The sequence below is a fragment of the Streptomyces chartreusis genome, from assembly GCF_008704715.1.
GTDB lineage: Bacteria > Actinomycetota > Actinomycetes > Streptomycetales > Streptomycetaceae > Streptomyces > Streptomyces chartreusis.
Genome location: NZ_CP023689.1, coordinates 9,714,435 through 9,738,957, shown reverse-complemented (window position 1 = coordinate 9,738,957; position 24,523 = coordinate 9,714,435). Strand labels below are relative to the sequence as shown.

Annotated in this window: 20 protein-coding genes; 9 read left to right on the top strand and 11 right to left on the bottom strand. The window is 70.5% G+C overall.

Going from position 1 to position 24,523, the window contains the following annotated elements; all coding sequences use genetic code 11:
• Positions 1–53 precede the first annotated feature (53 nt).
• The gene (locus CP983_RS42935) at positions 54–455 is read left to right on the top strand and encodes a DUF3662 domain-containing protein (protein ID WP_150506007.1); all 402 of its coding nucleotides are present in this window, start codon (positions 54–56) and stop codon (positions 453–455) included.
• A gap of 227 nt (positions 456–682) precedes the next feature.
• On the opposite strand, the gene CP983_RS42930 is transcribed toward CP983_RS42935, so the two are convergent.
• Together CP983_RS42930 and CP983_RS42925 are read right to left on the bottom strand one after the other, a co-directional pair.
• A complete protein-coding gene (locus CP983_RS42930) occupies positions 683–1,768 on the bottom strand; it encodes a DUF6745 domain-containing protein (protein WP_150507244.1) in 1,086 nt (361 codons plus the stop codon).
• Between the two features lie 115 nt (positions 1,769–1,883).
• On the bottom strand, positions 1,884–2,210 hold the full coding sequence (locus CP983_RS42925; RefSeq protein WP_107906371.1) for a hypothetical protein: 327 nt from the start codon (positions 2,208–2,210) through the stop codon (positions 1,884–1,886).
• 170 nt (positions 2,211–2,380) lie between these two features.
• On the opposite strand from CP983_RS42925, the gene CP983_RS42920 reads away from it, so the two are divergent.
• The 7 genes from CP983_RS42920 to CP983_RS42890 all read left to right on the top strand — a co-directional run bounded on the left by CP983_RS42920 (position 2,381) and on the right by CP983_RS42890 (position 10,801).
• Positions 2,381–3,340 carry an STM4015 family protein gene (locus CP983_RS42920; RefSeq protein ID WP_150506005.1) on the top strand — a complete coding sequence of 320 codons (960 nt, stop codon included), beginning with the start codon at positions 2,381–2,383 and terminating at the stop codon, positions 3,338–3,340.
• Positions 3,337–4,542 (top strand): STM4014 family protein, encoded by a 1,206-nt coding sequence (locus CP983_RS42915; RefSeq protein ID WP_150506003.1) that lies wholly within the window; start codon positions 3,337–3,339, stop codon positions 4,540–4,542. Before CP983_RS42920 ends, CP983_RS42915 begins: the two co-directional genes overlap by 4 nt.
• Before the next feature lie 67 nt (positions 4,543–4,609).
• On the top strand, positions 4,610–5,425 hold the full coding sequence (locus CP983_RS42910) for an STM4013/SEN3800 family hydrolase (protein ID WP_189748936.1): 816 nt from the start codon (positions 4,610–4,612) through the stop codon (positions 5,423–5,425).
• Entirely contained in the window at positions 5,422–6,762 is a 1,341-nt protein-coding gene (locus CP983_RS42905) for an STM4012 family radical SAM protein (protein WP_150505999.1), read from the top strand. Before CP983_RS42910 ends, CP983_RS42905 begins: the two co-directional genes overlap by 4 nt.
• 10 nt (positions 6,763–6,772) lie before the next feature.
• Positions 6,773–7,675: an STM4011 family radical SAM protein gene (locus CP983_RS42900; RefSeq protein WP_229914901.1), complete on the top strand. Its 903-nt coding sequence runs from the start codon at positions 6,773–6,775 to the stop codon at positions 7,673–7,675.
• 81 nt (positions 7,676–7,756) lie between these two features.
• Entirely contained in the window at positions 7,757–8,173 is a 417-nt protein-coding gene (locus CP983_RS42895; RefSeq protein ID WP_150507242.1) for a hypothetical protein, read from the top strand.
• A gap of 228 nt (positions 8,174–8,401) precedes the next feature.
• A complete protein-coding gene (locus CP983_RS42890; RefSeq protein WP_150505997.1) occupies positions 8,402–10,801 on the top strand; it encodes a beta-L-arabinofuranosidase domain-containing protein in 2,400 nt (799 codons plus the stop codon).
• A 168-nt stretch (positions 10,802–10,969) separates the two neighbouring features.
• Here CP983_RS42890 and CP983_RS42885 read toward each other — a convergent pair whose 3' ends face one another.
• From CP983_RS42885 to CP983_RS42865, 5 genes are all read right to left on the bottom strand, one after another.
• Positions 10,970–11,281 (bottom strand): hypothetical protein, encoded by a 312-nt coding sequence (locus CP983_RS42885; protein WP_150505995.1) that lies wholly within the window; start codon positions 11,279–11,281, stop codon positions 10,970–10,972.
• A gap of 13 nt (positions 11,282–11,294) precedes the next feature.
• Positions 11,295–11,555, bottom strand: coding sequence for a hypothetical protein (locus tag CP983_RS44220; RefSeq protein WP_167537846.1), 261 nt, complete (start codon positions 11,553–11,555; stop codon positions 11,295–11,297).
• A gap of 293 nt (positions 11,556–11,848) precedes the next feature.
• A complete protein-coding gene (locus CP983_RS44530; RefSeq protein WP_189748891.1) occupies positions 11,849–12,169 on the bottom strand; it encodes a hypothetical protein in 321 nt (106 codons plus the stop codon).
• A gap of 429 nt (positions 12,170–12,598) precedes the next feature.
• Positions 12,599–16,078 carry an indolepyruvate ferredoxin oxidoreductase family protein gene (locus tag CP983_RS42870; protein WP_150505993.1) on the bottom strand — a complete coding sequence of 1,160 codons (3,480 nt, stop codon included), beginning with the start codon at positions 16,076–16,078 and terminating at the stop codon, positions 12,599–12,601.
• Between the two features lie 147 nt (positions 16,079–16,225).
• A complete protein-coding gene (locus tag CP983_RS42865) occupies positions 16,226–16,750 on the bottom strand; it encodes an Lrp/AsnC family transcriptional regulator (protein WP_255345984.1) in 525 nt (174 codons plus the stop codon).
• A gap of 335 nt (positions 16,751–17,085) precedes the next feature.
• Here CP983_RS42865 and CP983_RS42860 point away from each other — a divergent pair, with 335 nt between their 5' ends.
• On the top strand, positions 17,086–18,036 hold the full coding sequence (locus tag CP983_RS42860; RefSeq protein WP_150505991.1) for a PLP-dependent cysteine synthase family protein: 951 nt from the start codon (positions 17,086–17,088) through the stop codon (positions 18,034–18,036).
• 31 nt (positions 18,037–18,067) lie between these two features.
• On the opposite strand, the gene CP983_RS42855 is transcribed toward CP983_RS42860, so the two are convergent.
• From CP983_RS42855 to CP983_RS42840, 4 genes are all read right to left on the bottom strand, one after another.
• Positions 18,068–18,901, bottom strand: a complete 834-nt coding sequence (locus tag CP983_RS42855) for a MerR family transcriptional regulator (protein WP_150505989.1) — start codon at positions 18,899–18,901, stop codon at positions 18,068–18,070.
• A 35-nt stretch (positions 18,902–18,936) separates the two neighbouring features.
• Positions 18,937–19,257, bottom strand: a complete 321-nt coding sequence (locus tag CP983_RS42850) for a nuclear transport factor 2 family protein (protein ID WP_150505987.1) — start codon at positions 19,255–19,257, stop codon at positions 18,937–18,939.
• Positions 19,258–19,289: 32 nt separating this feature from the next.
• Positions 19,290–20,063, bottom strand: coding sequence for an SDR family oxidoreductase (locus tag CP983_RS42845; RefSeq protein WP_150505985.1), 774 nt, complete (start codon positions 20,061–20,063; stop codon positions 19,290–19,292).
• 91 nt (positions 20,064–20,154) lie between these two features.
• On the bottom strand, positions 20,155–24,240 hold the full coding sequence (locus CP983_RS42840; protein WP_150505983.1) for a discoidin domain-containing protein: 4,086 nt from the start codon (positions 24,238–24,240) through the stop codon (positions 20,155–20,157).
• Between the last annotated feature and the right edge of the window lie 283 nt (positions 24,241–24,523).

The following is a 24,523-nucleotide window of genomic DNA, read 5'->3' as shown; positions in this document are numbered from 1 at the left end:
GCCGTCCGCCGCCGCGGCGACAGTGCCGACGAGACAGAAGGAGCCGCAGGCAGATGAGCACGCTCACCGGATGGGAACGAGCCCTTGAGCGCGCCGAGGAGGCACTCTGGGGGCATTTCATCCGCCGGGATCCCATCGATGTGGTGGCTGCGCTGAGGCGTGAATGCGACAGCAGTGCCGTGGTGTGCAGTCAAAGCCGTGTCGTGGTCCCGAACGCGTACGACGTGATGCTCGCGGAACACGTCCACGACGAACTCACCCGCAACGGCGTCCATGTGGGGCAGGCCCTCACCGACAAGCTGGCACAACACGGCGAACATCACGGATACGAATGGGCCGGACCGCTGGCCGTGCACGTCACCAAGGCCCGCGAGGTCCCCAACGGCCGCTATCGAGTGACGAGCAGGGCGATGGCCAACGTCAGCGCCGACGGTTTCCGGTCCGACAGCCTCTGAGCACCGACGGTCGCCCTCACCGGCCAAAGATCGGTCTCCGTCACTGATGACAGTGCTTCGCCGTGCCCGAGCGACTCGCCCGTTCGGCGGCGGCCACCTCGCTCAGGACACGCCTCCCTTCGCCACTCCCAGGCCGAGCGGCGGCATTGCCACCGGTGGAGGTGGCTTGGCCGGCACCACGTCCTGAACACCGGTTCGTCACGGGGCCGGCAGGGTCCGCGGCCCGCTCACGTCTCCGCCGCCGGCGCGTACGCCTCCGCCGCGAGCCCGAAGGTCCAAGCAACTCCCGCCCTCGCCGTCCGCGTCGAGGGCGGTACGCGTAGCCAGTAGGTGCGTCGTGTTCCGTCCGGTTCGGGGGTGGAGTTGAGGACCTCCACCATCACCACGGGTTCGTCGTCGACCAGGTCGATTCGCCACAGGGTGCCTGTCTCGTCCTGGTGGAGGGGGCGGGCTCCCGAGTCGGTCAGATAGCGGTCGTAGCCGTAGTACTCCAGCATCACTCGCCGGAGTTCGGCGTTCTCCTCGGCGCGGATGCGGTCCGGCGTGAGGGTGGCCAGTCCGGCGAGGAAGTCCGCGGGGACGGGCATGCCGCGCCAGGCGTGCAGGGCGAAGCCGTCGGGGTAGGCCAGAGCCGGGCCGTCGCCGTGGTCGAGTCGGCCGGCCTCGTCGCGGTGCAGGGCCACGGGCCGCTCGGAGAGGACGGCCACTCGGGCGTAGGGCCACCACCAGCCGGCGTTGCGGCAGACCGCCGTCAGTGCGTCGAGGGGACCGTCGTCCGCGGGGAACGCGGCGAGCCACGGCGCGTCGTGCTGTCCGAGCACGGCGTCCAGGAGGAGCAGCCGGATCTCGGCGGCTTCCTTGCCGGTGTCCCGGCCGGCGAGGTCCTCGATGACGCCGGAGCGGATCCGGTCCACCAGGGCCTGGGTGGACTCCCACAGCCGTCCGCCCGTCGCCGCCCAGTGCGCGGACCAGCCCGCGGCGCCCAACTCGGCGTACAGGGAACGTCTTTGCCGTGCCCAGGGTGCGCTGCGTACCGCGTCCCGTACGCTCTCGCCGCGGTCCACCAGGTCTTCCCTGAGCAATGTGACGGCCGCTCGCGGCGAACCCACCCACACCACGCGCTCCGGTTCGGCGAGTCCCGCCAGCCGGTAGGCCCTTCGGACAGCGTCCTCGGCGCCAGCGCGGTCGGCGGGACCGGTCGCCGAGGCCCAGTAACGCCACGGCCCCAACTCGCCGGAGGCCATGTTCTCCACCTCGGTCCCCGTCACCTCGGTCCCCGCCGCCTCCGTCCCCGTCACCTCGGTCCCCTCCATGTCCGTCGCGGATCCGAAGTCCGTCGTGGTCATCTGCCCCTCCACCTTTCGCCCCTCCACCTCTCGCCCCTGCACCCTTTGCCCCCGCACCCGTTGCCCTTCCGGCCTTCGGCGTTCAGTCCGCCACGATCCGCACGGACCCGGGCACGTACTCCCGTTGCCGGATCACCCGGTACCAGCCCTTGGGGAGCGCGATCGCCGCGTGTTCCTCGTGCACGACCCGGCCGCCCTGCGGAAGACGCAGCAGCAGCGGGCCGAACGGCCCCGGCTCCCGTATCAGTTCGCCCGGACCGACGATCGCGTGAGCGTGGCCGGTGACCTCGCCCAGCGCCAGCACGAGCCGGCCCCGCCCGTCGCGCTGCTCCCTCGGGGCGTGTGCCACGTGTGCCGGGACGGCCTCCTCCGTCACCGGCACGATCAGCACGTCTCCCTGTCGGTACATGGCTGTCCCCTCACCGCCGGGTGCGCCGCGCACCGGCTTCATGACCACGACCGTAGGCGGCACCACTGACAACGCCCCGAACCCCGCCCCGCCGCACGCGGTTGTCAGTGGCTGTTGGTAGAACTGCCGACATCACAGACCGCTCACTCTTTCTCCTCGGGAGAGGCCGCATGACCATCGGTGACCACCTCGACCAGCTCCACGGGCTGCCCGCGCACACGTTTCCGGGCCCGGACGAGACGACGGACGACCTCCCCGAGCCGGACACCGTCGCCTGGCGGATCACCAGCGACGTGTACGACGCCGACGAGGAGTGGCCGAAGGCGTTCGCCCGGTTCTGCGCCGCCGTCGACACCACTCGGGTGCGGGCGCTGATAGTCGGGGCGTGGCAGGAGGCGTACGACTCCGACCCCTCCCCCGTCATCGAGGCGCTGGTGGCCGCCCGGGACCGTTTCCCCGCGCTGCGTGCGCTGTTCCTCGGCGACATGGTGATGGAGGAGTGTGAGATCTCCTGGATCAACCAGAGCGACGTCTCCCCGCTCCTCGCCGGGTTCGGGGCGCTGGAGGAGTTCGGTGTGCGGGGCGGCTCGGGGCTGGAGTTCACGGCACTGAGCCACAGCAGGCTGCGCAGGCTCGTCGTGGAGACCGGCGGGCTGCCCGCCGAGGTGGTGCGCGGCATAGGTGCGAGCGACCTGCCCGCCCTGGAGCACCTCGACCTGTGGCTCGGCACGCCCGACTACGGCGGCGACAGCGAGGCCTCCGACCTGGAGCCGATCCTGTCGGGCGCACGGCTGCCGCGCCTGCGTCATCTGGCGCTGCGCAACAGCGAGATGCAGGACGCGGTGGCCGCGGCGGTGGCGTCCGCGCCCGTGGTGGAGCGCCTGGAGGTGCTCGACCTGTCCATGGGTGTGCTGACCGACGAGGGTGCCGCCGCGCTGCTGGGCGGTCAGCCCCTGACGCACCTGAAGACGCTCGACCTGCACCATCACTACCTGAGCGCGGCGGTCGAGGAGCGGGTGCGCCAGACCATGGCGACCGCGGGCGTGGAGGTCGACCTCGACCGCGACGACGCGGAGGAGGACACGGAGGACGACGGCACGGTCTGGCGCTACGTCGCGGTGGGCGAGTGACCACACCCTCCGTGGCCCCGCCGGCCTCCGGTGTCGCCGGGTCGCGGTTCGCCGTGGTCGGCAATCCCGAGAACCGGCGGGTGTCGCTCTTCGCGGACGCGGTGCGCGCGGCCGGCCTGCCCGGCCCGCGTATCGTCGCCTGGAGCGACGTCCTGCTCGAAGGAGGAGCCGACTTCGCCTCGGACGAGATCGTGCGGGTCGACTCCCCCGGCGAGAATCCCGAGGTCGACCGGCTGTTGCGCGGCGCGACGGATCCCACCCGGGTCGAGGGCTCGGCCCGCTGGTACGCCCGCTTCACCGCCGCGCTGCGCACCCTGCGCGGCGGCATCCGGCTCGACGCCCCCGACGATCTCGCCGTGCTGTTCGACAAACGCGCCTGCCACGGCGTGCTCGACGCGGCCGGTGTGCCGGTACCCGCCTCGCCGACCTCGGGGCCGGGCGGGGCGCCGGTGCGCGGCTGGGACGACGTACGGGCGCTGATGCGCGAGCACCGGATGCCCCGGCTGTTCGTCAAGCCCGCGCACGGGTCGTCGGCGTCCGGCGTCCTCGCCGTCGAGTCGGGCGGCGGCCGGATCAGGGCCACCACGTCCGTCGAACTCTCGGCGGACGGGTCGTTGCACAACTCCCTCCGGGTGCGTCGCTACGACAGCGAGCGGGACATCGCGACCATCGTCGACGCGCTCGCACCCGACGGGCTGCACCTGGAGCGCTGGGTTCCGAAAGCCTCCCAGCACGGCCGGGCCGCGGACCTGCGCGTGGTCGTGGTGGGCGGGCGAGCCACGCACGCCGTGGTCCGCACCAGTCGCACGCCGCTGACCAATCTGCACCTGGGCGGCAGCCGCGGCGACCTGGCCGTCGCCCGGGACGCCGTCGGCGCGGCAGGCGGCCGTTGGTCCGACGTACTGGAGGTGTGCGAGCGGGCCGCGGCCTGCTTCCCGCGGACCCTGTGCGTCGGTGTGGACCTGCTGCCGGCGATTGGCTGGCGCAGGGCCTTCGTCGGCGAGGTCAACGCCTTCGGGGACCTGCTGCCCCGGCTGACCGGGCTGCCGGGCAGCGGCGCGGAAGGCCTGGACACGTACGCCGCGCAGGTAAGGGCCGCCCTGCGCGAGCCGGCCCTGCCCGGTGAGCTCCACCCGCCCCGCCCGGCTGCCTCCGGCAGGGCCCCGCGCGGACCGTACAGAACAGGAACATCCCGTGCCTGAGCCCGACGTGCAGAAACTTCCCACGCCTGTACCTGACTTGCGGGAGGGCCTCATGTCCGAGCCCGACATGAACGAGGTCGTCGGCCATCACGACATCCTCCTGGTCACCCTCGACACACTGCGCCACGACGTGGCCGTGGAGTTGGCGGCCGAGGGGCGCATCCCGAACCTGGCCCGCCATCTGCCCGGCGGCCGCTGGGAGAAGCGTCACGCACCCGGCAGTTTCACCTACGCCTCGCACCAGGCGATCTTCGCGGGCTTCCTGCCCACGCCTGCCGAACCGGGGCCGCATCCGCGGCTGTTCGCGGCGAGCTTCGCCGGCAGCGAGACCACTGCCGACGGCACCTTCGTCTACGACACCCCCGAGTTCGTGTCCGGGCTCGCCCAGCGGGGCTATCGGACCGTCTGCATCGGAGGCGTCGGCTTCTTCAACCAGCAAGGTCCGCTCGGCACCGTACTGCCCGGGCTGTTCCAGGAGGCGCACTGGGAGCGGGAGTTCGGCGTGACCTCGCCGCACTCATTCGAGAACCAGGTCGCCCGCGCCGAGCAGGTCGTCGCCGACCTCCCTGCCGAGCAGCGGTTGCTCCTCTTCGTCAACGTCTCCGCCCTGCACCAGCCCAACTGGTTCCACCTGCCCGGCGCGACCCGCGAGGCCGGTGACACCCGCGAGACGCACGCGGCGGCGCTGGAGTACGTCGACAGGCACATCGGACGGCTCTTCGCCGCCGCGAGTTCCCGGCGCCGCTGCTTCGCGATCGTCTGCTCCGACCACGGCACCGCCTACGGCGACGACGGCTACACCGGCCACCGCCTCGGCCACGAGTCCGTGTGGACCGTGCCGTACGCCCACTTCTTCCTCGACCCAGCCAAGGCCCCTCGATGACGACCGCCCAGCTCACCAGCCCGTACCAGCACTACGTGTACGCCTACCCGCACAAGACCGCCTACCGCCGGCTGTCCGACCGGCCCACGCTGAAATCCCTGTGGGCGGCGCAGGACAAGAGCGCCATGGCCCTCTACCTGCACATACCGTTCTGCGAGGTCCGCTGCGGCTTCTGCAATCTCTTCACCCGCATCGGCGCGCCCGACGGCCTGACCACCGCCTACCTCGACGCCCTTCAGCGGCAGGCCGAGGCGGTACGCGAGGCGCTCGGCGACGGCGAGCCGGTGCGGTTCGCCACGGCCGCTTTCGGCGGAGGCACCCCCACCTTCCTCACCGCGTCCGAGCTGGAACGCCTCTGCGACATCGCCGAGCAGGGCATGGGTGCCGACCTGCGTGCGATCCCGCTGTCCGTCGAGGCCTCCCCGGCCACGGCGACCGCGGACCGCCTCGCAGTGCTGGCCGAGCGCGGCACCACCCGGCTGAGCCTCGGCATCCAGAGCTTCGTCGACTCCGAGGCCCGGGCCGCCGTACGCCCGCAGCGTCGCGCCGATGTCGAGGCCGCGCTGGCCCGGATCCGCGACACGACCATCCCGGTCCTCAACATCGACCTCATCTACGGCATCGACGGTCAGACCGAGCAGACCTGGCTGCGCTCCCTGGACGCGGCGCTCGCCTGGCAGCCGGAGGAGCTGTACCTCTACCCGCTCTACGTCCGGCCGCTGACCGGACTCGACCGCCACCGCACGGATGCTCAAGGCCCCGATCCGGCCTGGGACGCCCAGCGGCTGAGCCTGTACCGCGCGGGCCGGGACCATCTCCTCGCCCGCGGCTACATCCAGCAGTCGATGCGGATGTTCCGCCGCACCGACGCGCCGCAGCAGGGCGCCGACGACTACGCCTGCCAGAGCGACGGCATGATCGGCCTGGGCTGCGGCGCCCGCTCGTACACGGCCGACGTGCACTATTCCTTCGACTACGCGGTCGGCATGCACGAGATCCGCGGAATCATCGACGACTACGTCGCCACCACCGACTTCGCCCACGCCGAGGTCGGCTACCGCATGGACCCGCACGAGGCGCGCCGCCGGCACCTGTTGCAGTCCCTTCTCCAGGCCGAGGGCCTGCCCGTCGACGACTACCGGGCCCGCTTCGGCACCACACCCCTCGACGACTTCGGGCCCGAACTCCATCACCTGGCCGTCCGGGGCTGGCTGGCCGAGGCCGACTCCGCGCACCTGCGGCTCACCCCCGAAGGGCTCGCCCACTCGGACGCCGTCGGACCCGACCTGTTCTCCCCTGCCGTCCGGGCCGCCATGGCCGCCTACGAAAGGAAGTGACCGGCCCGCCATGGATATGACCGTCCTCTACCGCGGCCCGCTCGCCTCCTGCGACTACGACTGCCCCTACTGCCCGTTCGCCAAGCGACGCGACTCCACCGCTCAACTGCGCGCCGACCGGGCCGCCCTGGAACGCTTCACCGGCTGGGCAGCCGACAGCGACGACCAGTTGTCCCTGCTGTTCACGCCGTGGGGCGAGGGCCTGGTCCGTTCCTGGTACCGGCGCGCCCTCGCCGAGTTGTCGCACCTGCCGCACATCCGCCGCGTCGCCATCCAGACCAACCTCAGCTGCCGCACCGACTGGCTCGCCGACGCCGACCCGGAAACCCTGGCCCTGTGGTGCACCTACCACCCCGGCCAGACCCCCTACGACCGCTTCCTGGCCAAGTGCCGTGACCTCGCAGACCGCGGGTTCCGTTTCAGCGTCGGCGTCGTAGGCCTGCCGGAACACCTGGAGGCGGCCCGCAGCCTTCGCGCCGAGCTACCTGGACACGTCTACCTCTGGATCAACGCAGCCGAGGGCCACACCTACGAGGACGCCGAGGCCGACCACTGGACCGCGCTCGACCCCCTCTTCCCCTACAGCCGCCACCCGCACGCCAGCGGCGGCCTGCCCTGCCGCACCGGAGAGTCGGTGATCTCGGTCGACGGGGACGGCACCGTCCGCCGCTGCCACTTCGTACGGGCCGAACTCGGCAACCTCTACGACGACTCCTACCGCGCCGCCCTGCGCCCCCGCCCCTGCCCACTGGCGGTCTGCGACTGCCACATCGGCTACGTCCACCTCGAAACGCTCCCGCTCTACGACGTGTTCGCCGGCGGAGTCCTGGAGCGCGTCCCGGCCCGCCCCGGCGAACCACAGCCCGCCCAGGCCGTGACCATCACGCCCCGGAGCAGCCGGCTCGTTACGTAAGATCACCGCATGCCCGCTGCCGAACGTGTGACCCGGTCCGCTCTTTCTCGTCGCCTCAAGCCGATATCCACCCCTCAGCCGATGCCGCAACTGCCTGAGCGCATCTGGTCGGATGAGGACTGGGAGCGCATCCAGCACGGCTACGCGGCGCGGGACATGGACGAGAAGTGGAACGTCTTCGCGGAAGGCGAGGTCGTCTTCCTGCACCGGAGCTGGACCGGTCGCGGTGTCTTCGAGGCGACCTTCGCACCAGTGGACGGGGGTGGTTGGCGGATCGCTCGCGCGGTCGTGGAACGCGATCCCAAGCGATACCGAAACTCGGACGACGCCTACGACTGCCTCATGCTGGAGCTGGTGATCAGCGCCATTGTGCTGGGCGAATCGGCGCAAGACCTCCGCGCGAGGATGGTCGAGTTGACGCGCCGGGAGCGCGGGGCGGCCGACGCGCCCGCCGGGGTGATTCAGCACAGCGCGCTGGGGCTGCGCTCGGATTCGTAGCCGGCCATTCCTGCCGGTCGGGCAGTCGTCCGGCCGCCCGCACCTGCTTTGGTGCGCTACCTCTGGACAGGTCCCTGTGGGCATGCTGTCATGCCAATGGCGCGCATTTCCAACGTTGTAGAGACGCGCGCCGCCAATGCGCCTGCTTCAGCCGCGCTGCCAGTGCGCCTGAAGCCGAGACAACGTTGTCCCCCTCACCGGCTCCTTTCCGGAAGGCAGGTCATCCACATGTCCATCAGCAGACGGGCGTTGCTGGGCGCGGGCTCGTTCTCGCTGGGAGCCGTGGCTCTCGGCACCCCGTTCGCCGGAGTCGCGGCCGCGGCGCCCGCTCCGTCGGCGGAGACCCGCGTGCCCGACAAGTTCCACAGGCTTCGGCCGGGCAGCGTCACCGCCCGTGGCTGGCTCGCCGGGCAGCTCCGACTTCAACTCGACGGTCTGTGCGGCCGCTTCGAGTCCGGCTCCCACTTCCTCGACTTCTCGGCGACCGGCTGGGTGCACCCCGAGCGCAATGCCTGGGAGGAGGTCCCCTACTGGCTGCGCGGCTACATTCCGCTGGCCATCGCCACACGCGACTCCGCCGCACTGGCCAGATCGCGCGAATGGGTGGACGCCATCCTCGCCACGCAGCAGAGCGACGGGTTCTTCGGACCGCGCGCCCTGCGCACCTCCCTCAACGGCGGCCCCGACTTCTGGCCCTTCCTGCCGCTGCTGCAAGCCCTGCGCAGCCACGAGGAGTACACCGGCGATCAGCGCGTGGTGCCCTTCCTGGTCCGCTTCCTCCGCTTCATGAACGCCCAGGGGCCGGGTGCCTTCAACACCAGCTGGGTGTCCTATCGCTGGGGCGACGGCCTCGACATCGCCGTATGGCTCTACCGGCGTACCGGTGAGGCGTTCCTGCTCGACCTCGCGGCCAAGATGCACACCTACGGAGCCGACTGGACCGGCGCCACGCCCAGCCGGCACAACGTGAACATCGCCCAGGGCTTCCGTGAACCCGCCCAGTACGCGCAGCTGGTCGAGTCCGCCGACCTCACCCGGGCGACGTACCGGGCCTACGACTCCGTCATGGCCGAGTACGGCAGGTTCCCCGGTGGCGGGATGGCCGGGGACGAGAACTACCGGCCCGGTTTCACGGACCCCCGCCAGGGGTTCGAGACCTGCGGCATCGTCGAGTTCATGGCCAGCCACGAGCTGCTGACGCGGATCACCGGTGATCCCGTGTGGGCGGACCGCTGCGAGGACCTGGCGTTCAACATGCTCCCCGCGTCCCTCGACCCGCGTGGCACATCCATCCACTACATCACGAGCGCCAACAGCATCGACCTCGACAACCGGACCAAGACGCAGGGGCAGTTCCAGAACGGGTTCGCCATGCAGGCGTTCCAGGCCGGCGTCGACCAGTACCGCTGCTGCCCCCACAACTACGGCATGGGATGGCCGTACTTCACCGAGGAGCTCTGGCTCGGCACCCCCGACGGCGGACTCGCCGCCGCGCTCTACGCGCCCAACACCGTCCGCACCCAGGTCGCGGGCGGCACGACCGTGACGATCGCCGAGACCACCGACTACCCCTTCGGGGACACGGTCACCCTCACCGTCTCCACGCCCCGCCCGGTGCGGTTCCCCCTGCACCTGCGCATCCCCGGCTGGTGCCGCGGTCCGGAGCTCCGCGTGAACGGCGCTGCGGTCGCCGCCTCGGACGGCCCTTCGTGGGCACGCGTGGAACGCACCTGGCGCGAAGGCGACGTCGTCCGCGTCCGCTTCCCCCAGCAGACCCGCCTGCGCACCTGGCCCGGTCAGCACGGTTCGGTGAGCGTCGAGAGAGGGCCGCTCACATACTCCCTGGACCTCGGCGAACGCTACGACCGTATCGGCGGCACCGACATCTTCCCCGCCTACGAGGTCCACGCCACCACCCCGTGGAACTACGGCCTGGTCCCGGACACGCAGCTCGACTTCACGCGGACCGGTTCGGCCGTACCGGACCAACCCTTCACTCCCCAGGCCTCGCCCGTACGGATCTCGGCGCAGGCACGGCGCATTCCCGAGTGGACCGCGGACGACGAGCACGTCGTCGCCCCTCTCCAGGACAGCCCGGCCCGCAGCTCCGCAGCCGTGGAAACAGTCACCCTCGTCCCCTCGGGCGCGGCCCGGCTTCGAATCACCTCGTTCCCCACGGCGGCCCCCGACGGCAGGCAGTGGACCCCGGAACCGCCCTTCCGGCGTCTCGCGAACCAGCACAGCGGCAAGGTCGCCGCCGTGGACGGGATGTCGACGGACAACAGCGCCCGTGTCGTGCAGTTCGCCAACACCGGCACCGGCGACCACGCCTGGCAGCTCATCGACAAGGGCGACGGCTGGTACCTGATCCGCAACGGCCACAGCGGAAAGGTCCTCGGCGTCGACCGCATGTCCACGCAGAACAGCGCCGTCGTCGTGCAGTTCGAGGACAACGGAACCGCCGATCACCTCTGGAAGCTGATCGACAACGGCGACGGCTGGTACCGCGTCCTCAACAAGAACAGCAACAAGGTGCTGGGCGTGGACCGCATGTCGACCGCCGACAGCGCACAGGTGGTCCAGTTCGACGACAACGGCACGGCCGATCATCTGTGGCGATTCCTGTGAGGGCTTGACCGGGCTCACTCCAGGAACAGCAGCGCCGGTGACGGACGGTGGGTCGCGGTCGGACGCTCACGTCGTTCCGCGGCACCAACGGGCTGCGGGGCGGCGGTCTCCGCGGCGTCGGCGCCGCGCAGCAGCCGGATCAGGATCCGGGCCGGCAGCCGGGGATGGTCACATCGCGCAGTTCCCCCAGGCTGCGGAGAGGGCCTCTGGGATGGCCGGCACATCGCCGCAGCCGTGTGCGCCGCGGGGGAACGCGTCGCTGGTGAGATAACTCCAGCCGCTCCCGGTCGCGCTGCGGAAGTACTTGGTGACGCTGCCCTCGTCCTGCATGCCCACGAGTTCCTCCTGGGTCGCGCCGGAGGTGGCCTGGAAGCGGGTGGCGGCGTAACGGACGCCGTCGCACTGGCCGTAGAAGAACTGGTCCGGCGCAGGCTGGACATGGACGAAACGTGGAAAGGCACGCCGGTACGCCTCGGTCACGGCCGCTTTCACCTCAACACTTGCCGCCAGATTGCGGCAGCCGGGCCGGCTCGCGGGCGTGGCGGGCGCCCGCGTCGGAGTGGCGGCTGCCGCCTTGGTAGAGGTGGGCGTCGGTGTACGTGCGGCGGTCGCCGGTGCTGTGGTGGCGACGGCGGACCGCGAGGGCTTGCCGGTGGCCGCGCTGCTCGAAGAAGGGCTGGGCGACCCGGTCAGTGAAGGGGAGGACGAAGAGGGGGCGTCGGCGTCGGCACGGGGGCCCGACGATTCCTGGCACCCTGCCAGCAGCAGGATTCCGCCCACCACCACTGTCACCGACGTACCTCTGAGACCGGGCACGGCAAGTCCTCTCTTCGAACGCTGACACCACGGCCATGTGCTGTATGGCCCGACCTGACCAGGAGGTGCGGCGGCCGTAGGCAGCTGTTCGTGATCATGAGTCGTTCCTAGACACATGAGCCCCATAGGAGGTTGTGGGCGATGACGTGCGGTGTGATCTCGATTTCGTAAACGGACTCGCACCGTGGGGAGATGTGTCCCGTGCCCACTCACACGTGCTTGTTTGTCCCGTCAGTCGTCGAGCGACGCCACGAGGCCGAAGCCTTTGGCTGGACGCGAGTGCTCATCGGTCCAGGTCGCCCAGGGCCCGGTCGGCCTGGAGAGGTCCGGCCATACGGCCAGTCGGCCACGGGGAGCGAGCCCGGCACGGACCGTTTCGATGGTGTCGCCGGTGAGGCGATGCCAGCGAGAGGCGTTCTGGAGGTAGATCTCTTCCAGGAGTGCGGCGTTGCCCTGGACGACTGCCTCGTGCAGGCCGGCCCAGAAGTCGTCGTCGCCCGGCCGTCGGACGCCGCCCTCCTCGGGCTCGAAGTCGTCGGGAGAAGCATCCATGCCTCCGGGAACAGCCCGAGCTCGCGGATGCGGGCGAGTGCTCCGTGGCAGGGCCGGTCGCTGCCGACGTAGAGGTACTGGTCCCACCCGACGTTCACCGCGAATGTGTCTTCCACTTCCAGCCGGCACCAGGCGCCGCCGTCGCGCAACATGACGCGCACCAGTTCCAGCCCGGTTTCCAGCGACACCTCTGCTCCGTCAGGGAAGCTGCACGTGGCCATGTTCCAGCGGTGACCGGGAAAGGTGCCACTGAGTTTCCCGGCAGGGGCACCGGCGGCACATCCTCGGGAGCCCATGCGAAGGCACGGTGGCCGACACGCGTGCGGATCACGGATCAGCCTACGTGACGCGAAGGGACCGTCCCAAGGGCCGCTGGCAGAGCGGCTCTTGGGACGGGTTCCGGTTTCCGCCCCTGGCGGACCCGCAGTGTCAGTCGAACCGCTCGATCAGTTCCCGCAGACGGACGCGGTACTCCTCGACGTTGCGGAGCTTGACCTCCTCGAACCCGCGGACCATGTCGGGCAGCGAGGCGATCTGGACGGCCACCGCGTGATTGGCGGGGGTGAGACCGGCGAGCAGGTGGGTGACGCGCTCGGCGTAGTCGTCGAGGAGCTCGCGCTCGACCTTGCGCACGTGGGCCCGGCCGAAGGGGTCCAGAGCGGTTCCCCGCAGTCGCCGCATGCCGTACAGGGCGGTGAACCCGGGCCGGAACCAGCCGCCGAGCCGGATCTTGCGCCGCATGCCGAGGGCTCGCAGTACCGGCGGCTGCAGGTTCCACTGCGCCCGCGCCCCGGGGCCGAACTGCTCGGTCACCTCGGCTGCGACACCCTCGTCGAGGGCGAGACGGGCCACTTCGTACTCGTCCTTGTAGGCCATCAGCTTGAACAGGTTCGTGGCCACGGCCATGGTCAGGTCCTCGGCCCCGGGCACGATCTCCCGCTCGCGCTCACGGACAGCGGCCACCGTCTCGGCGTAGCGGGCGGCGTACCGCGCGTCCTGATATGCCGTCAACTCGCGCACTAGGCCCGTCACGAGCGGCGTGGTGTCGGCGGCCAAGGGCGCGACCGCCGGTGTACGGGAGTCATCGGCCGGAAGCGAGGCCGCCACCGCGCTCCGGTCCTCGACCCACAGCCGGCCGTAGCGGAACGCCTGGAGGTTGGCCTCGACCGCGACGCCGTTGATGCGGACCGCCTCCTCGATGGCGTCGGCCGACAGCGGCAGGGCGCCCAGCTGGAAGCCGACGCCGATCAGGAAGGTGTTGAGGTACTGGTCGTCGCCCAGCAGCGCCAGCACCGTCTCCCGCGCGTCCAGGACCTCCGCGCCGGGGCGCACCCGCGCCAGCAGCCGCTCACTCATGGCCGCGGTGTCGGGGAAGGTCTGACGGACGTCGGCGACCATGTGACCGGTCGCGACCCGCGCGGTGTTGAGCACCGCGACCGTCCGGTCGGGCGAGGTCACGGTGAGGTTGGCTTCGTCGGCGGCCACCAGGATGTCGCAGCCGAGGTAGAGGTCGCACTCGCCGGCGCCCAGTTTGTTGGTACGCCCCTCCCCCGCACGGTGGAAGCGGATGTCGGAGACGACCGCGCCGCCCTTCTGCGCCAGTCCGGTCTGGTCCAGCGAGCGCGGCGTCCAGCCGGCGAGCAGGCCCGCGGTGGCGAGGATCTGGGAGACGGTCACCACGCCGGTACCGCCGACTCCGGTCAGTCGTACGCCGAAGTCGCCCGTGACGGTGGGGACGGGGTCGGGAAGGGGGGCGTCACCGAGCACCCGCGGATCGTGGGACGTACCGTCGGCGGCGCTCTTCGCCGATTCGACGCCCGTGATCGTCATGAACGCCGGGCAGTCGCCCTTCAGACAGCTGTAGTCGACGTTGCACGACGCCTGGTGGATCTGGGTCTTGCGGCCGAACTCGGTCTCGACGGGCTGGACCGACAGGCAGTTGGACTTGTGTCCGCAGTCGCCGCAGCCCTCGCAGATGCGCTCGTTGATGAACACTCGGGTGGTGGGCTTGTCGAGCTTGCCGCGCTTCCACTTGCGCCGCTTCTCGGTGGCGCACTCCTGGTCGTGCACCAGGACGGTGACGCCGGGCGTCCCGGCCAGCTCACGCTGGGCCTCGTCCATCCGGCCTCGGTCCCACACCTTCACGTCGTGCGGCAGCCGCGCGCGCCGGGTCCGGCGGACGTCGTCGGTGGTGACGATGATCCGGGCCACCTTCTCGGCTCGCAGGACGTCCACGATCTGGCGGAGGTCCATGGCACCGACGGCGCTCTGGCCGCCGGTCATGGCCACGGCGGAGTTGTAGAGCAGCTTGTAGGTGATGTTCACCCCGGCGGCCACGGCCGCCCTGATGGCCAGCGAGCCGGAGTGGTCGAAGGTGCCGTCACCGAGGTTCTGGAGGTAGTGCCCGCGCTCGATGTACGGCGCCATGCCGATCCACTGGAGGCCCTCGCCGCCCATCTGGGAGAGGCCTGTGACGGCGCCGACCTGTTCCTCGTCCATGAGCAGGACCATGGCGTGACAGCCGATGCCGCCGCCGACCAGCGAGTCGTCGGGCACCTTGGTGGAGCTGTTGTGCGGGCACCCGGAGCAGAAGTAGGGGGCTCGCTTGGGAAGGCTGATCACCGGGAGCTGGGTGCGGCCGTCGATGCGCCCGGGGTGCTGGCGCTTCACGGGGACGCCTTGGGCGGCGAGTTCACGGGCGAGGGGGCGCACGAGGGTGTCGGCGTCCAGTTCGCCGTACGACGGGATCAGTTCCCTGCCCTGCTCGTCCTCCTTGCCCAGGACCCGTGGCGCACCGGGGCGCCCGTAGAGGGCTTCGCGCACCGCGGTCTCGATGAAGGAGCGCTTCTCCTCGACGACGATGATCCGGTCGAGTCCGTCGGCGAAGTCGACGATCGTCTCGGTGTCCATGGGGTAGGGCATCGAGATCTTGACGAGGCGGATGCCGGCATCGGTGAGCCGTGCGTCGGTCAGGCCGAGCCGGTCGAGCGCGGCACGAAGCTCGCGGTAGGTGCGGCCGGAGGCGACGATGCCCATGATGTCGTCGTCGCCGCGCAGTTCGATCCGGTTGAGCCGGTTGAGTCGGCAGTACTCCCGGGCGAGCCGCAGCCGGGTCGTCATCAGATCCCGTTCCAGCGGACCGAGGGTGGGCTGCAGGAGGCGTGCGGTCGGCTGATGACGCCCCGAACCCGCGGGAAGGACCGGCGCCGGACGCTCGGTTCCGAGGTCGACGAGCGAGGAGCCGTCGGCGACCGCGGTCACGATCTTCAGTCCGGCCCAGAGACCGCTGGCGCGGGACAGCGCCACCGCGTGCAGTCCGAGGTCCAGCACCTCCTGTGAGTCGGCCGGGTAGAGGTACGGGACGGCGAGGTCCATCAGCGCCAGTTCCGACGAACAGGGCACGCTGGACGACTTCGCGGCCGGGTCGTCGCCCACGAGCACCAGGGCGCCGCCCGTGGGGTGGGCGCCCATGAGGTTGCCGTGCCGCAGGGCGTCGGTGGCCCGGTCCAGGCCGGGTGCCTTGCCGTACCAGATGCCGAGTACGCCGTCGCGTGTGGCGCCGTCGAGGGTGTTGACCAACTGGCTGCCCTGCACCGCGGTCGCCGCGGCCTCCTCGTTGAGGCCCGGCACGTGCCGCACGTCGTTGGCGTCCAGCAGGGATCGCAGACGGCCCAGCTCCAGGTCGTAGCCGGCCAGCGGCGAACCCTCGTAACCGGAGATGAAGGTGGCGACGTCCTTGCCGGCGGCGAGATCGCGCCGGTGCTGGTCGATCGGCAGCCGCGCCAGTGCCTGTATGCCGGTGAGCTGCACGCGACCGGCCGTGGCCTGGTAACGCCGTCGCGGGTCGACCGGTACCCCGTCGCGTTCACCTTCGTGCGAACGGGATTCGGCACTGGCGAAGGTCGTCATCTCGCCTCCTGTTCATGCTTGAGGAGCGCAGATGGCTGCGCTGGGCACAGTTGCACCAGCATGGGCCCGTGGCCCGCTCGCAGCGCCGAGAACTGAGCCGATGGATCAGAACGACCTCACCATTACTGGGCCACGTGATCCATCGGCTCAGGACAGAGGTGCGTCCGGCCTTTGAGGAGCCGCCTTCGTGTCGTTCGACGCCAGATCCTGGGCGACCAGGGACAGCAACGAGGTGACGCGGCTGGGCAGCCGCTCGCTGAGGACGATCTCCGTACGGCAGCGCACCACACCGGGCAGTTGCAGGAAACGCTGGATGATCTCCTCGACGTGCTCGGTGTCCCGGGCGGCGACACGGCACAGCACGTCACCTTCCCCGGCCGTCGTGTGCGCCTCCAGGACCTCGTCGACCAGCACCAGGGCCCGGGTCACCCGTGCCAGCTGGCCCTGCGCCAGGTGGAGATGGACGAACGCCAGGATGGGAAAGCCGAGCTGCGCAGGTGAGACCCGGGGCGCGTAGTCGGTGATCACACCGAGCCGCTCCAGGCGACTCATCCGCGTATGCACCGTTCCCCGGGCTATGCCGAGCGTGCGCGCGAACTCGCGCATCCCCGCTCGGGGCCGGGTCAGGAGTTCTCGCAGGATGGACACGTCCAGAGAGTCGAGAGCAGCCACGACGACCTCGCAATATCTCCGTGCGGAAGGGGTGTTGGGCGGTGACGGTCCGGGTCGCGGCTCTCATGCGCCTTCGTGACCGACGGACACACGGCTGGTCCTTGGCCGCCGACCGAAAGCCGATGGTAATGCAAACGTCCGGATACTTGAACGGTATGACGGGAGAAGATCTGTCTGATGAGCCAGTGGCCCAATCACAGGCAGAAATTCCTTTCCATGCCTCCCCCGCAGCCGCCGAACGCTTCCCTCATGGCGGCCTTAGCCTTGACTTGTGCACGGCCGCTGCCGAGATGACCGGTCCGGGCTTCCGGATCGCGAGGTGAGCGAGGAGTCCCATGGGTTTGCCCGGTATCCAGTCCTCGTCGCTGGACACGATCGGCGGGACGCCACTGGTACGCCTGAGCCGGGTCGTGCCCGAGGGGGCGGCCGACGTGCTGGTCAAGGTGGAGGGGAGCAACCCCACCGGCAGCTACAAGGACCGGATGGCTCTGGCCATGATCGAGGGTGCGGAGCGGCGCGGTGCCCTGCGCCCCGGGCAGCGGGTCGTGGAGTACACCGGCGGCAGTACGGGATCCGCGTTGGCCTTCGTCTGTGCTGTGAAGGAGTACCCGCTCTCGATCGTCACCTCGGACGCGTTCGCACCGGAGAAGTTGCGCACGATGCGGGCGTTCGGTGCGGATGTGACCGTGGTGCCCAGCGACGGGGGCCAGATCACGCCCGACCTCTTCGTGCGGATGCGCGAAGAGGTCGACCGGGTCATCGAGGGCGAGGGCGCCTTCTGGACCGATCAGTTCCACAATGTCGATGCCCTCACCGGCTATGCGATCCTCGGTCGCGAGATCCTTCAGCAGGCCGGTGGTGATGGTGTGGCGGTGGATGTCTTCTGCGCCGGCGTCGGCACGGCCGGAATGTTCTCCGGCGTCGCCGCGGCGTTGCGGGAGGGTGGAGGTCCGGTACGCGCCGTCGCCCTGGAGCCGACCTCTTCGCCGATGCTCACCGCCGGCAAGGCGGGACCGCACCGGGTGGAGGGAATCGCCACCGGCATCGTCCCACCGCTGCTCACGGCCGGCTCGTACGACGAAGCCCGCACGATCGACGAGGCGGAGGCCCGTCGGCTGGCTTTGCCGCTCGCTCGGCAGGAAGGCATCTTCACCGGCACCTCCGGAGCGCTCAACGTCGCCGGCGCGCTGCACCTGGCCCGTGAGATCGGGGAGGGCCGCATCGTTGTGACCGTCGCCCCGGACACCGGGCTCAAGTACCTCACGGGCGATCTGTTCATCGACTGACCTCGAAGCTTCGGACCAGCCGGGAGGTCGATCAGTCGGCGTCAGGCTCGACCAGCCACGCCACGAGCGTGCGCCAACGATCGGGCTCGTCCGTGTCGCGCGGGCCGAAGAGATAGACCTCCTCGACGATGCTCTGGGCGCGCAGTCCTTGGCGGGCGGCGAAGGAGCCCACCGCGCCGTAGGTGAGGTCGAGGTCGTCGTGCGGACCGAGGTGGGTGGCGACGACGGCGCTCCGGCGCGGCAGCCGCAGTTCGCGCACGGTGTCCGGTGCTCCCGGCGGCAGCGGTCCGTCGGCCGGGAGGTAGACCGTGGCGCGGCCGTGGCCCTCCGTGAACAGCTCGTGTTCGTACCGGCCGCCCGCCGGGAGCACCGGGCGTCGGCCGGCTGCGGCGTCCAGGTCGTGCATCGCGGAGTCGTACCAGCTCAGGTCGGCTCCCTCCGGGACGTCGAGGGACACGGCGAAGACCTGCTGGGCCGGCAGGACGTCCAGGGTCGCCGTCCGCTCGGCCTCCGGATCGAGCAGCTCCCGGAGCGCCTCGACCGCCCGCTGGGTGCGGCCGAGCCGGTCCTCGAGACGGCGGAGGTGGGCTGAGACGACCGCTTGCGCGATGTCATCGCTCGCCCCGCCCGAGCCGGCCGACTCGGCCCGGAGGAAGCGTCGGAGATCCGCCAGCGGGAGGTCGAGGTCGCGGAACCGTCTGATGGTCAGCGCGGACCGGACCTGCGCGGGCGAGTAGTAGCGGTAGCCCGTGACGGGGTCGACCTCGGCGGGAACGAGCAGGTCCTGCTCGTGGTAACGGCGGAGCGCGCGGATGCTCAGGTGCGTGATGCGCGAGAACTCCCCGATCGTCAGCCGCTCGGCCACGGTGTCCTCCTCGTCGTACGCCCCGGACCTTGATCTCAGGGTTCGATGTCCAACCGTGTGATCTTGCCCTCCGCGTCGCGTTCGAAAGTGAAGCACAGGGTGACCGGGCTGCCGGGGAAGTCGCCGGCGATCTCGGCGACGGCTCGGCAGGCGGTGGGCGTGCCGGTGACCTCGCGCAGGTCGTAGCGCACGTCCGGGACCTCGTCACGCCAGCGTCGCACCGCGGCGAGCCCGTGGTGGCTGCGGCCGTCGTCGTGTACGACGACGCCGTCGCCGAACAGTGAGAAGTAGCGCTCGCGGTCGGGCTCCGTGGCCGCGGAGAAGTACTTCGTGAGGAACTCCTGGATCTCTTGCATGGTGTTCTCCGGTGCGGGTGTGTCAGGGGGGTTCACAGGGCGCGGACGGTGCCGCCGTCGATGACGTGCTCGGCGCCGGCGACCGCGCCGGCCCGGTCCGAGACCAGGAAGGCGATCACCTCGGCCACCTCTTCCGGCTCCGCGGGCCGCCCCAGTGGGATGCCGCCCAGGGTTTGGTTCAGCTCGTCGAGCGCGGCCTCTCGGGTGATGCCGCCCTCCTGCATACGTCGGGCCAGGAGGCGCTCGGCGCCGTCGGTACGGATGAAGCCCGGCGCGACCGAGTTCACCCGGACACCGCGCGGGGCCACCTCGTTCGCCAGCCCTTTGCTGTAGGTGGCCAGAGCGCTCTTGGCGGCGGCGTACGCCAGTGTCGACTCGTGCAGCGGCATCCGGCGCCGGATCGAGGTCACGTGCACCACGGCGCCCGCCCCACGGGCCACCATCGCGGGAACCAGTGCCCGGTCCAGGCGGACCGCGGGAAGCAGATTGAGCGCCAGTTCCTCCGCCCAGACCTGTTCGGTGAGGGCCGAGTGCCCACCGGCGGGGGCTCGGGAGCCGCCCACGACGTGCACGAGGATGTCAGGCGCGCCGAAGTGGTCGTAGACGTGAGTGGCGGCCGACGCGGTGCCTTCGGGTGTGCTCAGATCGGCCTGCACGAAGAGCGGGTCGGCCGTCTCGGGTGGCGTGCGGGCGATGGTGACGACCCGCGCTCCGGCCTCACGCAGCCGGTGGGCCGTCGCCAGCCCGGTTCCCTTACTCCCGCCCGCCACCACGGCCAGACGTCCGTCGAGATCTTTGCTGTTCATGCACGCCACCGTGGACCCTCTCCCGGGGAGAGACTCAAGTCCGGACGCGACCGTGTCCTGGCCCGGGCAGCCGGGCCAGGACACGGTGTGCTCAGCCGCGCAGTGTCGTCACCGGGCTGTTGTACGCCTGCGCGGTCAGCACCGGATGCCGTGACTTGCAGGCCTCCGCCGGCCAGGACAGCGTGACCTGGCGGGATTCGCCGGGCAGCAGCCACAGGTAGTTGTCGCTGTACAGCGTCGGCAGGACCCGGCGGCCGTGGGCCTCCTCCAGCAGGGACAACCGGACCATGGCCGCCACCGCCGATCCTCGGTTGTGGATCGTCGCGGTCAGCTCGTGACGGTCACCGGAGCGGGAGACCTTGGTGATGTCGCCGGTCAGCTTGACCTGTCTGGCCTTGTTCAGGTTCCGCAGGGCCGAGGTGTCGCGGTAGCGCCAGTAGGTGTTCCGTGACACCTCCCTGCCCTTGGCGTCCGTCAGTGTGAGCCGCAGCAGGTGCAGGTCCGGCAGGTCGTTCGTCCACTCCGCGGTGAACGCCTTCGCGGTGGCCGCCCGCTCGACGTCCAGCCGGGCCTTCCTGGTCGTGCCGAGCTGCCGGCCGATCAGGTCGAACAGCCGGGCAGCTACCGTGGCTCCGCGCAGGTCGGTCGAGGTGTGGTTGACCGCGAGGACCTGCCACTTCACCGGGTCGGCCTGCACGTGCAGGGGCTCGCAGGCCGAACGGGCGCCGTAGTAGGTGCCGTTGACGTCGAAGTCGTAGTCGTAGGTCTGCCAGACCGTGCTGTGCCAGGCCGGGTGGGACATCCACAGCATGAGGCCGGAGGCGTTGTCCCACAGGTTCTGGTTCCACGCCTCGAACATGGCGCGGGTGTTCTCGTAGTTGACGAACTGCGCCTTGCGGGCGAAGTCGTCGAGGTCTCCGGAATCGCCGAGGCGTGCCGCGATGGCGGCCTTGTAGTTCTGCGGCGCCTGGTTCCCGCGCTCGCTCCAGTCGTGGTGGTACCAGGCGCCCCCGATGGGCCACTCCGGCTCGTCACCCGTCATGTTGCGGACGCTCGCCGCGGTGGAGACGACGGGCATGCCGATCTCGGTGTGGAAGCCGAAGTCCTTGCTGCCGTACGTCATGGGGTCGAAGTACTTCTCCGGCTCGACCCAGCCGTAGGGGCCGCCGCCGGTGACGATTCCTCCGGCCGAGTTGTTCTGGTACAGCAGGCCGGGGACCTGGTCCTGCACCGCCGCGCGCATGCCCTTGTCGATGGCGGCCGGGGGGTTGCCCTCGTTGGCGCCGCACCAGACGGCCACGCTCGGGTGGATGCGGTAGCGCAGCACGGTGTCGCGGGCGAGCGAGATGAACGCCTCGCGCTCCGGCGGGTCCATGCCCCACGCGTTGGGGAAGTCGTTCCACACCAGGATGCCGTGCCGGTCGCAGGCGGCGAAGAACTCCTCCCGGTCGCTGCTGCCGACCCAGTTGCGGATCATGGTGAAGTTCATGTCGCGGTGCATGCGCACCGCCGCGTCCATGCGTTCCGCCGGCATCCGGCGCAGCAGTTCGTCCCAGCCCCAGTTTCCGCCGCGGGCCAGCACGCGGACACCGTTGACGCTGATTTTCAGCGGGTCGGGGGTGTTGGACACGGACTTGACGTCGGTCCAGTTCTCGCCGTCGTCGGACACCTGGATGACGTACGTCTTCGGGTACGCGCTCTCCCAGACGACGGCGACCCGGTCGAACGTCCGCGAGGAGCCGAGGTCGACCTGGATCCACTGGTGGTCCTCGTAGGCCGAGGACCAGCGGGTGCCGCGGTCGCCGTCGGTGGCGTGGGACGCGGGGTGGTCGGACTCCTCCGTCGAGGCGGTGGCCTTCTGACGCAGGGCGAGGTCGGTGCCCGGGACATTCTGGTCGATGACGCTGAAGGTCCACAGGGAGTTGCCCCAACTGGTGTTGCGCAGGCCGCAGTTGAGGCGGACGTAGCGTCCGGTACGCCGTTCGAAGTCCTCGACCTGGAGGCTGGCGTTGCCGTCGCTGAACGGCAGCGGCACTGCCCCGTTGTCCACGGACTTCACGTCCGTCCAGTCGGAGCCGTTGGCCGAGACCTGGACCACGAAGGTCTTCGCGTACGCCTGTTCCCAGGTGAGGTCGACGCGGTCGAAGGACTGGGTGGAGCCCAGGTCGACGCGTATCCACTGGTCGTCCTCGAAGGCGGAGGACCAGCGGGTGCCGGCGTCGCCGTCGGTGACGTTCGCCGCACCGTGGTCGTCCTGGTCGGTGCTGGAGGCCTCGGCAGTGGCGTGCAGCGCGAGGTCGACGCCCGGCCTGGTGCTGTCGCCGACGGCGAGGGTCCACAGCGAGCTGCCCCAGGAGGTCGCGCGGGTCATGCAGCGGATGCGGACGTGCTGGGCCTGCTGCCGGTCGAAGGTCACGGTCTGCGTGTAGGCGTCGCCGGACGCGGTGAACGGCAGCGGTGTGTCGTACTCGTAGCCGAACTGGCGGATGCCGAAGCGGGTGGTGCGCCTGTCGCTCTCATGCCCGTCGGCCGACGCCGTCAGCGTGAGGTCGTGCAGGTGGGGCCGCCCGAGGCCGTTGGGCCACCACAGCTTCGGGTCACGCAGCCGCAGTTGCTGGAAGGCGTCGGGCGCGAAGACGACGTCGACGCTCTCGCCGGCCTTCACCGTGACTGTCCTGGACACCCGCACGCCGTCGAAGGCGGCGGTGACCGTTGCCCGGCGGTCGGTGTCGTCGGCGTTGCGGACCGGTACGACGACGGTCACCTCGGCGACCGATACGTCGGGCAGCTTCGGCAGAACCGTGTCCACGCGCGGGTCGCCGATGACGACGTGCCCGGTCGACCGCAGCCGCACGTGGTTCCAGATGCCGGCCGCGCGGTCGCGCACAGCGGGCATCCAGTCCCAGCCCGAGGAGGCCAGATACGTCGGGGAGTTGAGGTTCATCTGCTGCGCGCCGGCGTCGACCCACGCCTCGCCCTCGGGGCCCTTGTCCCCCGGGCTGCCGGGCACCGGCATCGGCGTGATCCGCACGGCGAGCGCGTTCTCGTCGTCCGCGTCGAGGTGACGGGTGACGTCGAAGGCGGAGCGGGCGAACGGGTACGTCAGATCGCCGACCTGCTTGCCGTTGAGCCACACGTCGGCCTTGTGGTTGATGCCGTCGAACTCCAGCCAGACGTGCCGGCCGGCGCCGGTGCGCAGCCCCTTCGGCAGCGCGAAGTCCCGCTTGTACCACCACGAGTGGCGTGACAGGGCCTCCGGGATGTGCAGGTTGTTCAGGCCGGCCACCGGGTCGGGCAGCTTGCCCTGATCCACGAGCGAGCCGAGCACCGTGCCGGGAACGGTCGCGGGCAGCCAGCCGCTCGTGTCCACGGAGGTCTTCGACAGGCCGGCGCCGTCCGCGTCGGCCCAGTCGTCCATGGTCAGCCGCCAGCCCGACTCCAGGGGCACCGTCCCGTCGTCGGCGACGGTCAGCTTCGGCGCCTTGCCGGGGTGGGAGCCCCAGTCCGTCCAGCCGGTGGCCGAGGGGCGCTTGCCCTTGGCGGTGCCGTACACCTCGAAGCCGTTGAGGCCGAGGGGCAGCGGGCTGGACCGCTTCTGGGAGGTCATGCGCACCCAGTGCGCCTTGGTGGGGCGCGGGAGCTGGACGTTCACCACGCCGCCGGTGCCCGCCGTGGTGCGGTACACCGTGGTCCACGACTTGTTGTCGAGCGAGGTCTCCACCGCGAAGACCAGCGAATAGCTCGACTGGATCTCCTTTCCGGTGGTGCCGCTGTGCACATTGCCGGAGGTGGGGGGCGTGTACACCGGGTCGGAGGCATCGGCCTCGAAGGTCAGACGGATATGGGTGACCTCGCAGGTCTCCTGGAGGTCGACGGCGATCCACTGCGGGTCGCCTCCCCCGGCGCGCCAGCCGCTGCCCTTGACGCCCGGGGAGGCGAGGCGGTCGACGACGAACGAGCCGGGTGTGGCGGCGTAGGCGGTGGAGGAGACCGAGACGGGTCGGTAGAGGGCCAGCTCGCCGGGTGTGGCGGGTGCGGCCGGTGCGCCGGTGGGGGCGGCAGCAGCAATCGGCCCGGGGAGCACGGAACTGAGGCCGAACCCGGCCAGCAGCGTGGTCCCCGAGGTGACAACGGTCCGCCGCGACGGAAGGCGCGACGGGCCCGGCAGTTCTGTCATGTGTGTGACGTCCCATCAAAAAGCGCAAGCCGAACCGGCTCCGCACGCCCCGCGCCGAACCGGATGACAACGTTGCCAAAGGCTGTGTCGCCCAGGGATTTCTGTCAACCCCTGGGGCGGGTTTGGTTCGCGGGGCGATGAGTGGGGGTTCGCAGGGCGTGGCTCAAGCGAATGGTTCGTTTCGGGGGCGTGCGCGTTCGGGCGGGCTCGGTGAAGCCGACGAAGTAGTGGCACCGATGCGGTGGTCGGGGCGGCTTCTGTGGCTGGTCGTTCCGGATATGGC

Coding starts and splice junctions, on each gene's coding strand:
- CP983_RS42935 (WP_150506007.1), top strand. CDS start 54: ATGAGCACGCTCACCGGATGGGAACGAGCCCTTGAGCGCGCCGAGGAG.
- CP983_RS42930 (WP_150507244.1), bottom strand. CDS start 1,768: ATGGAGGGGACCGAGGTGACGGGGACGGAGGCGGCGGGGACCGAGGTG.
- CP983_RS42925 (WP_107906371.1), bottom strand. CDS start 2,210: ATGTACCGACAGGGAGACGTGCTGATCGTGCCGGTGACGGAGGAGGCC.
- CP983_RS42920 (WP_150506005.1), top strand. CDS start 2,381: ATGACCATCGGTGACCACCTCGACCAGCTCCACGGGCTGCCCGCGCAC.
- CP983_RS42910 (WP_189748936.1), top strand. CDS start 4,610: ATGAACGAGGTCGTCGGCCATCACGACATCCTCCTGGTCACCCTCGAC.
- CP983_RS42905 (WP_150505999.1), top strand. CDS start 5,422: ATGACGACCGCCCAGCTCACCAGCCCGTACCAGCACTACGTGTACGCC.
- CP983_RS42900 (WP_229914901.1), top strand. CDS start 6,773: ATGGATATGACCGTCCTCTACCGCGGCCCGCTCGCCTCCTGCGACTAC.
- CP983_RS42895 (WP_150507242.1), top strand. CDS start 7,757: ATGCCGCAACTGCCTGAGCGCATCTGGTCGGATGAGGACTGGGAGCGC.
- CP983_RS42890 (WP_150505997.1), top strand. CDS start 8,402: ATGTCCATCAGCAGACGGGCGTTGCTGGGCGCGGGCTCGTTCTCGCTG.
- CP983_RS44530 (WP_189748891.1), bottom strand. CDS start 12,169: ATGGATGCTTCTCCCGACGACTTCGAGCCCGAGGAGGGCGGCGTCCGA.
- CP983_RS42870 (WP_150505993.1), bottom strand. CDS start 16,078: ATGACGACCTTCGCCAGTGCCGAATCCCGTTCGCACGAAGGTGAACGC.
- CP983_RS42860 (WP_150505991.1), top strand. CDS start 17,086: ATGGGTTTGCCCGGTATCCAGTCCTCGTCGCTGGACACGATCGGCGGG.
- CP983_RS42850 (WP_150505987.1), bottom strand. CDS start 19,257: ATGCAAGAGATCCAGGAGTTCCTCACGAAGTACTTCTCCGCGGCCACG.
- CP983_RS42845 (WP_150505985.1), bottom strand. CDS start 20,063: ATGAACAGCAAAGATCTCGACGGACGTCTGGCCGTGGTGGCGGGCGGG.
- CP983_RS42840 (WP_150505983.1), bottom strand. CDS start 24,240: ATGACAGAACTGCCGGGCCCGTCGCGCCTTCCGTCGCGGCGGACCGTT.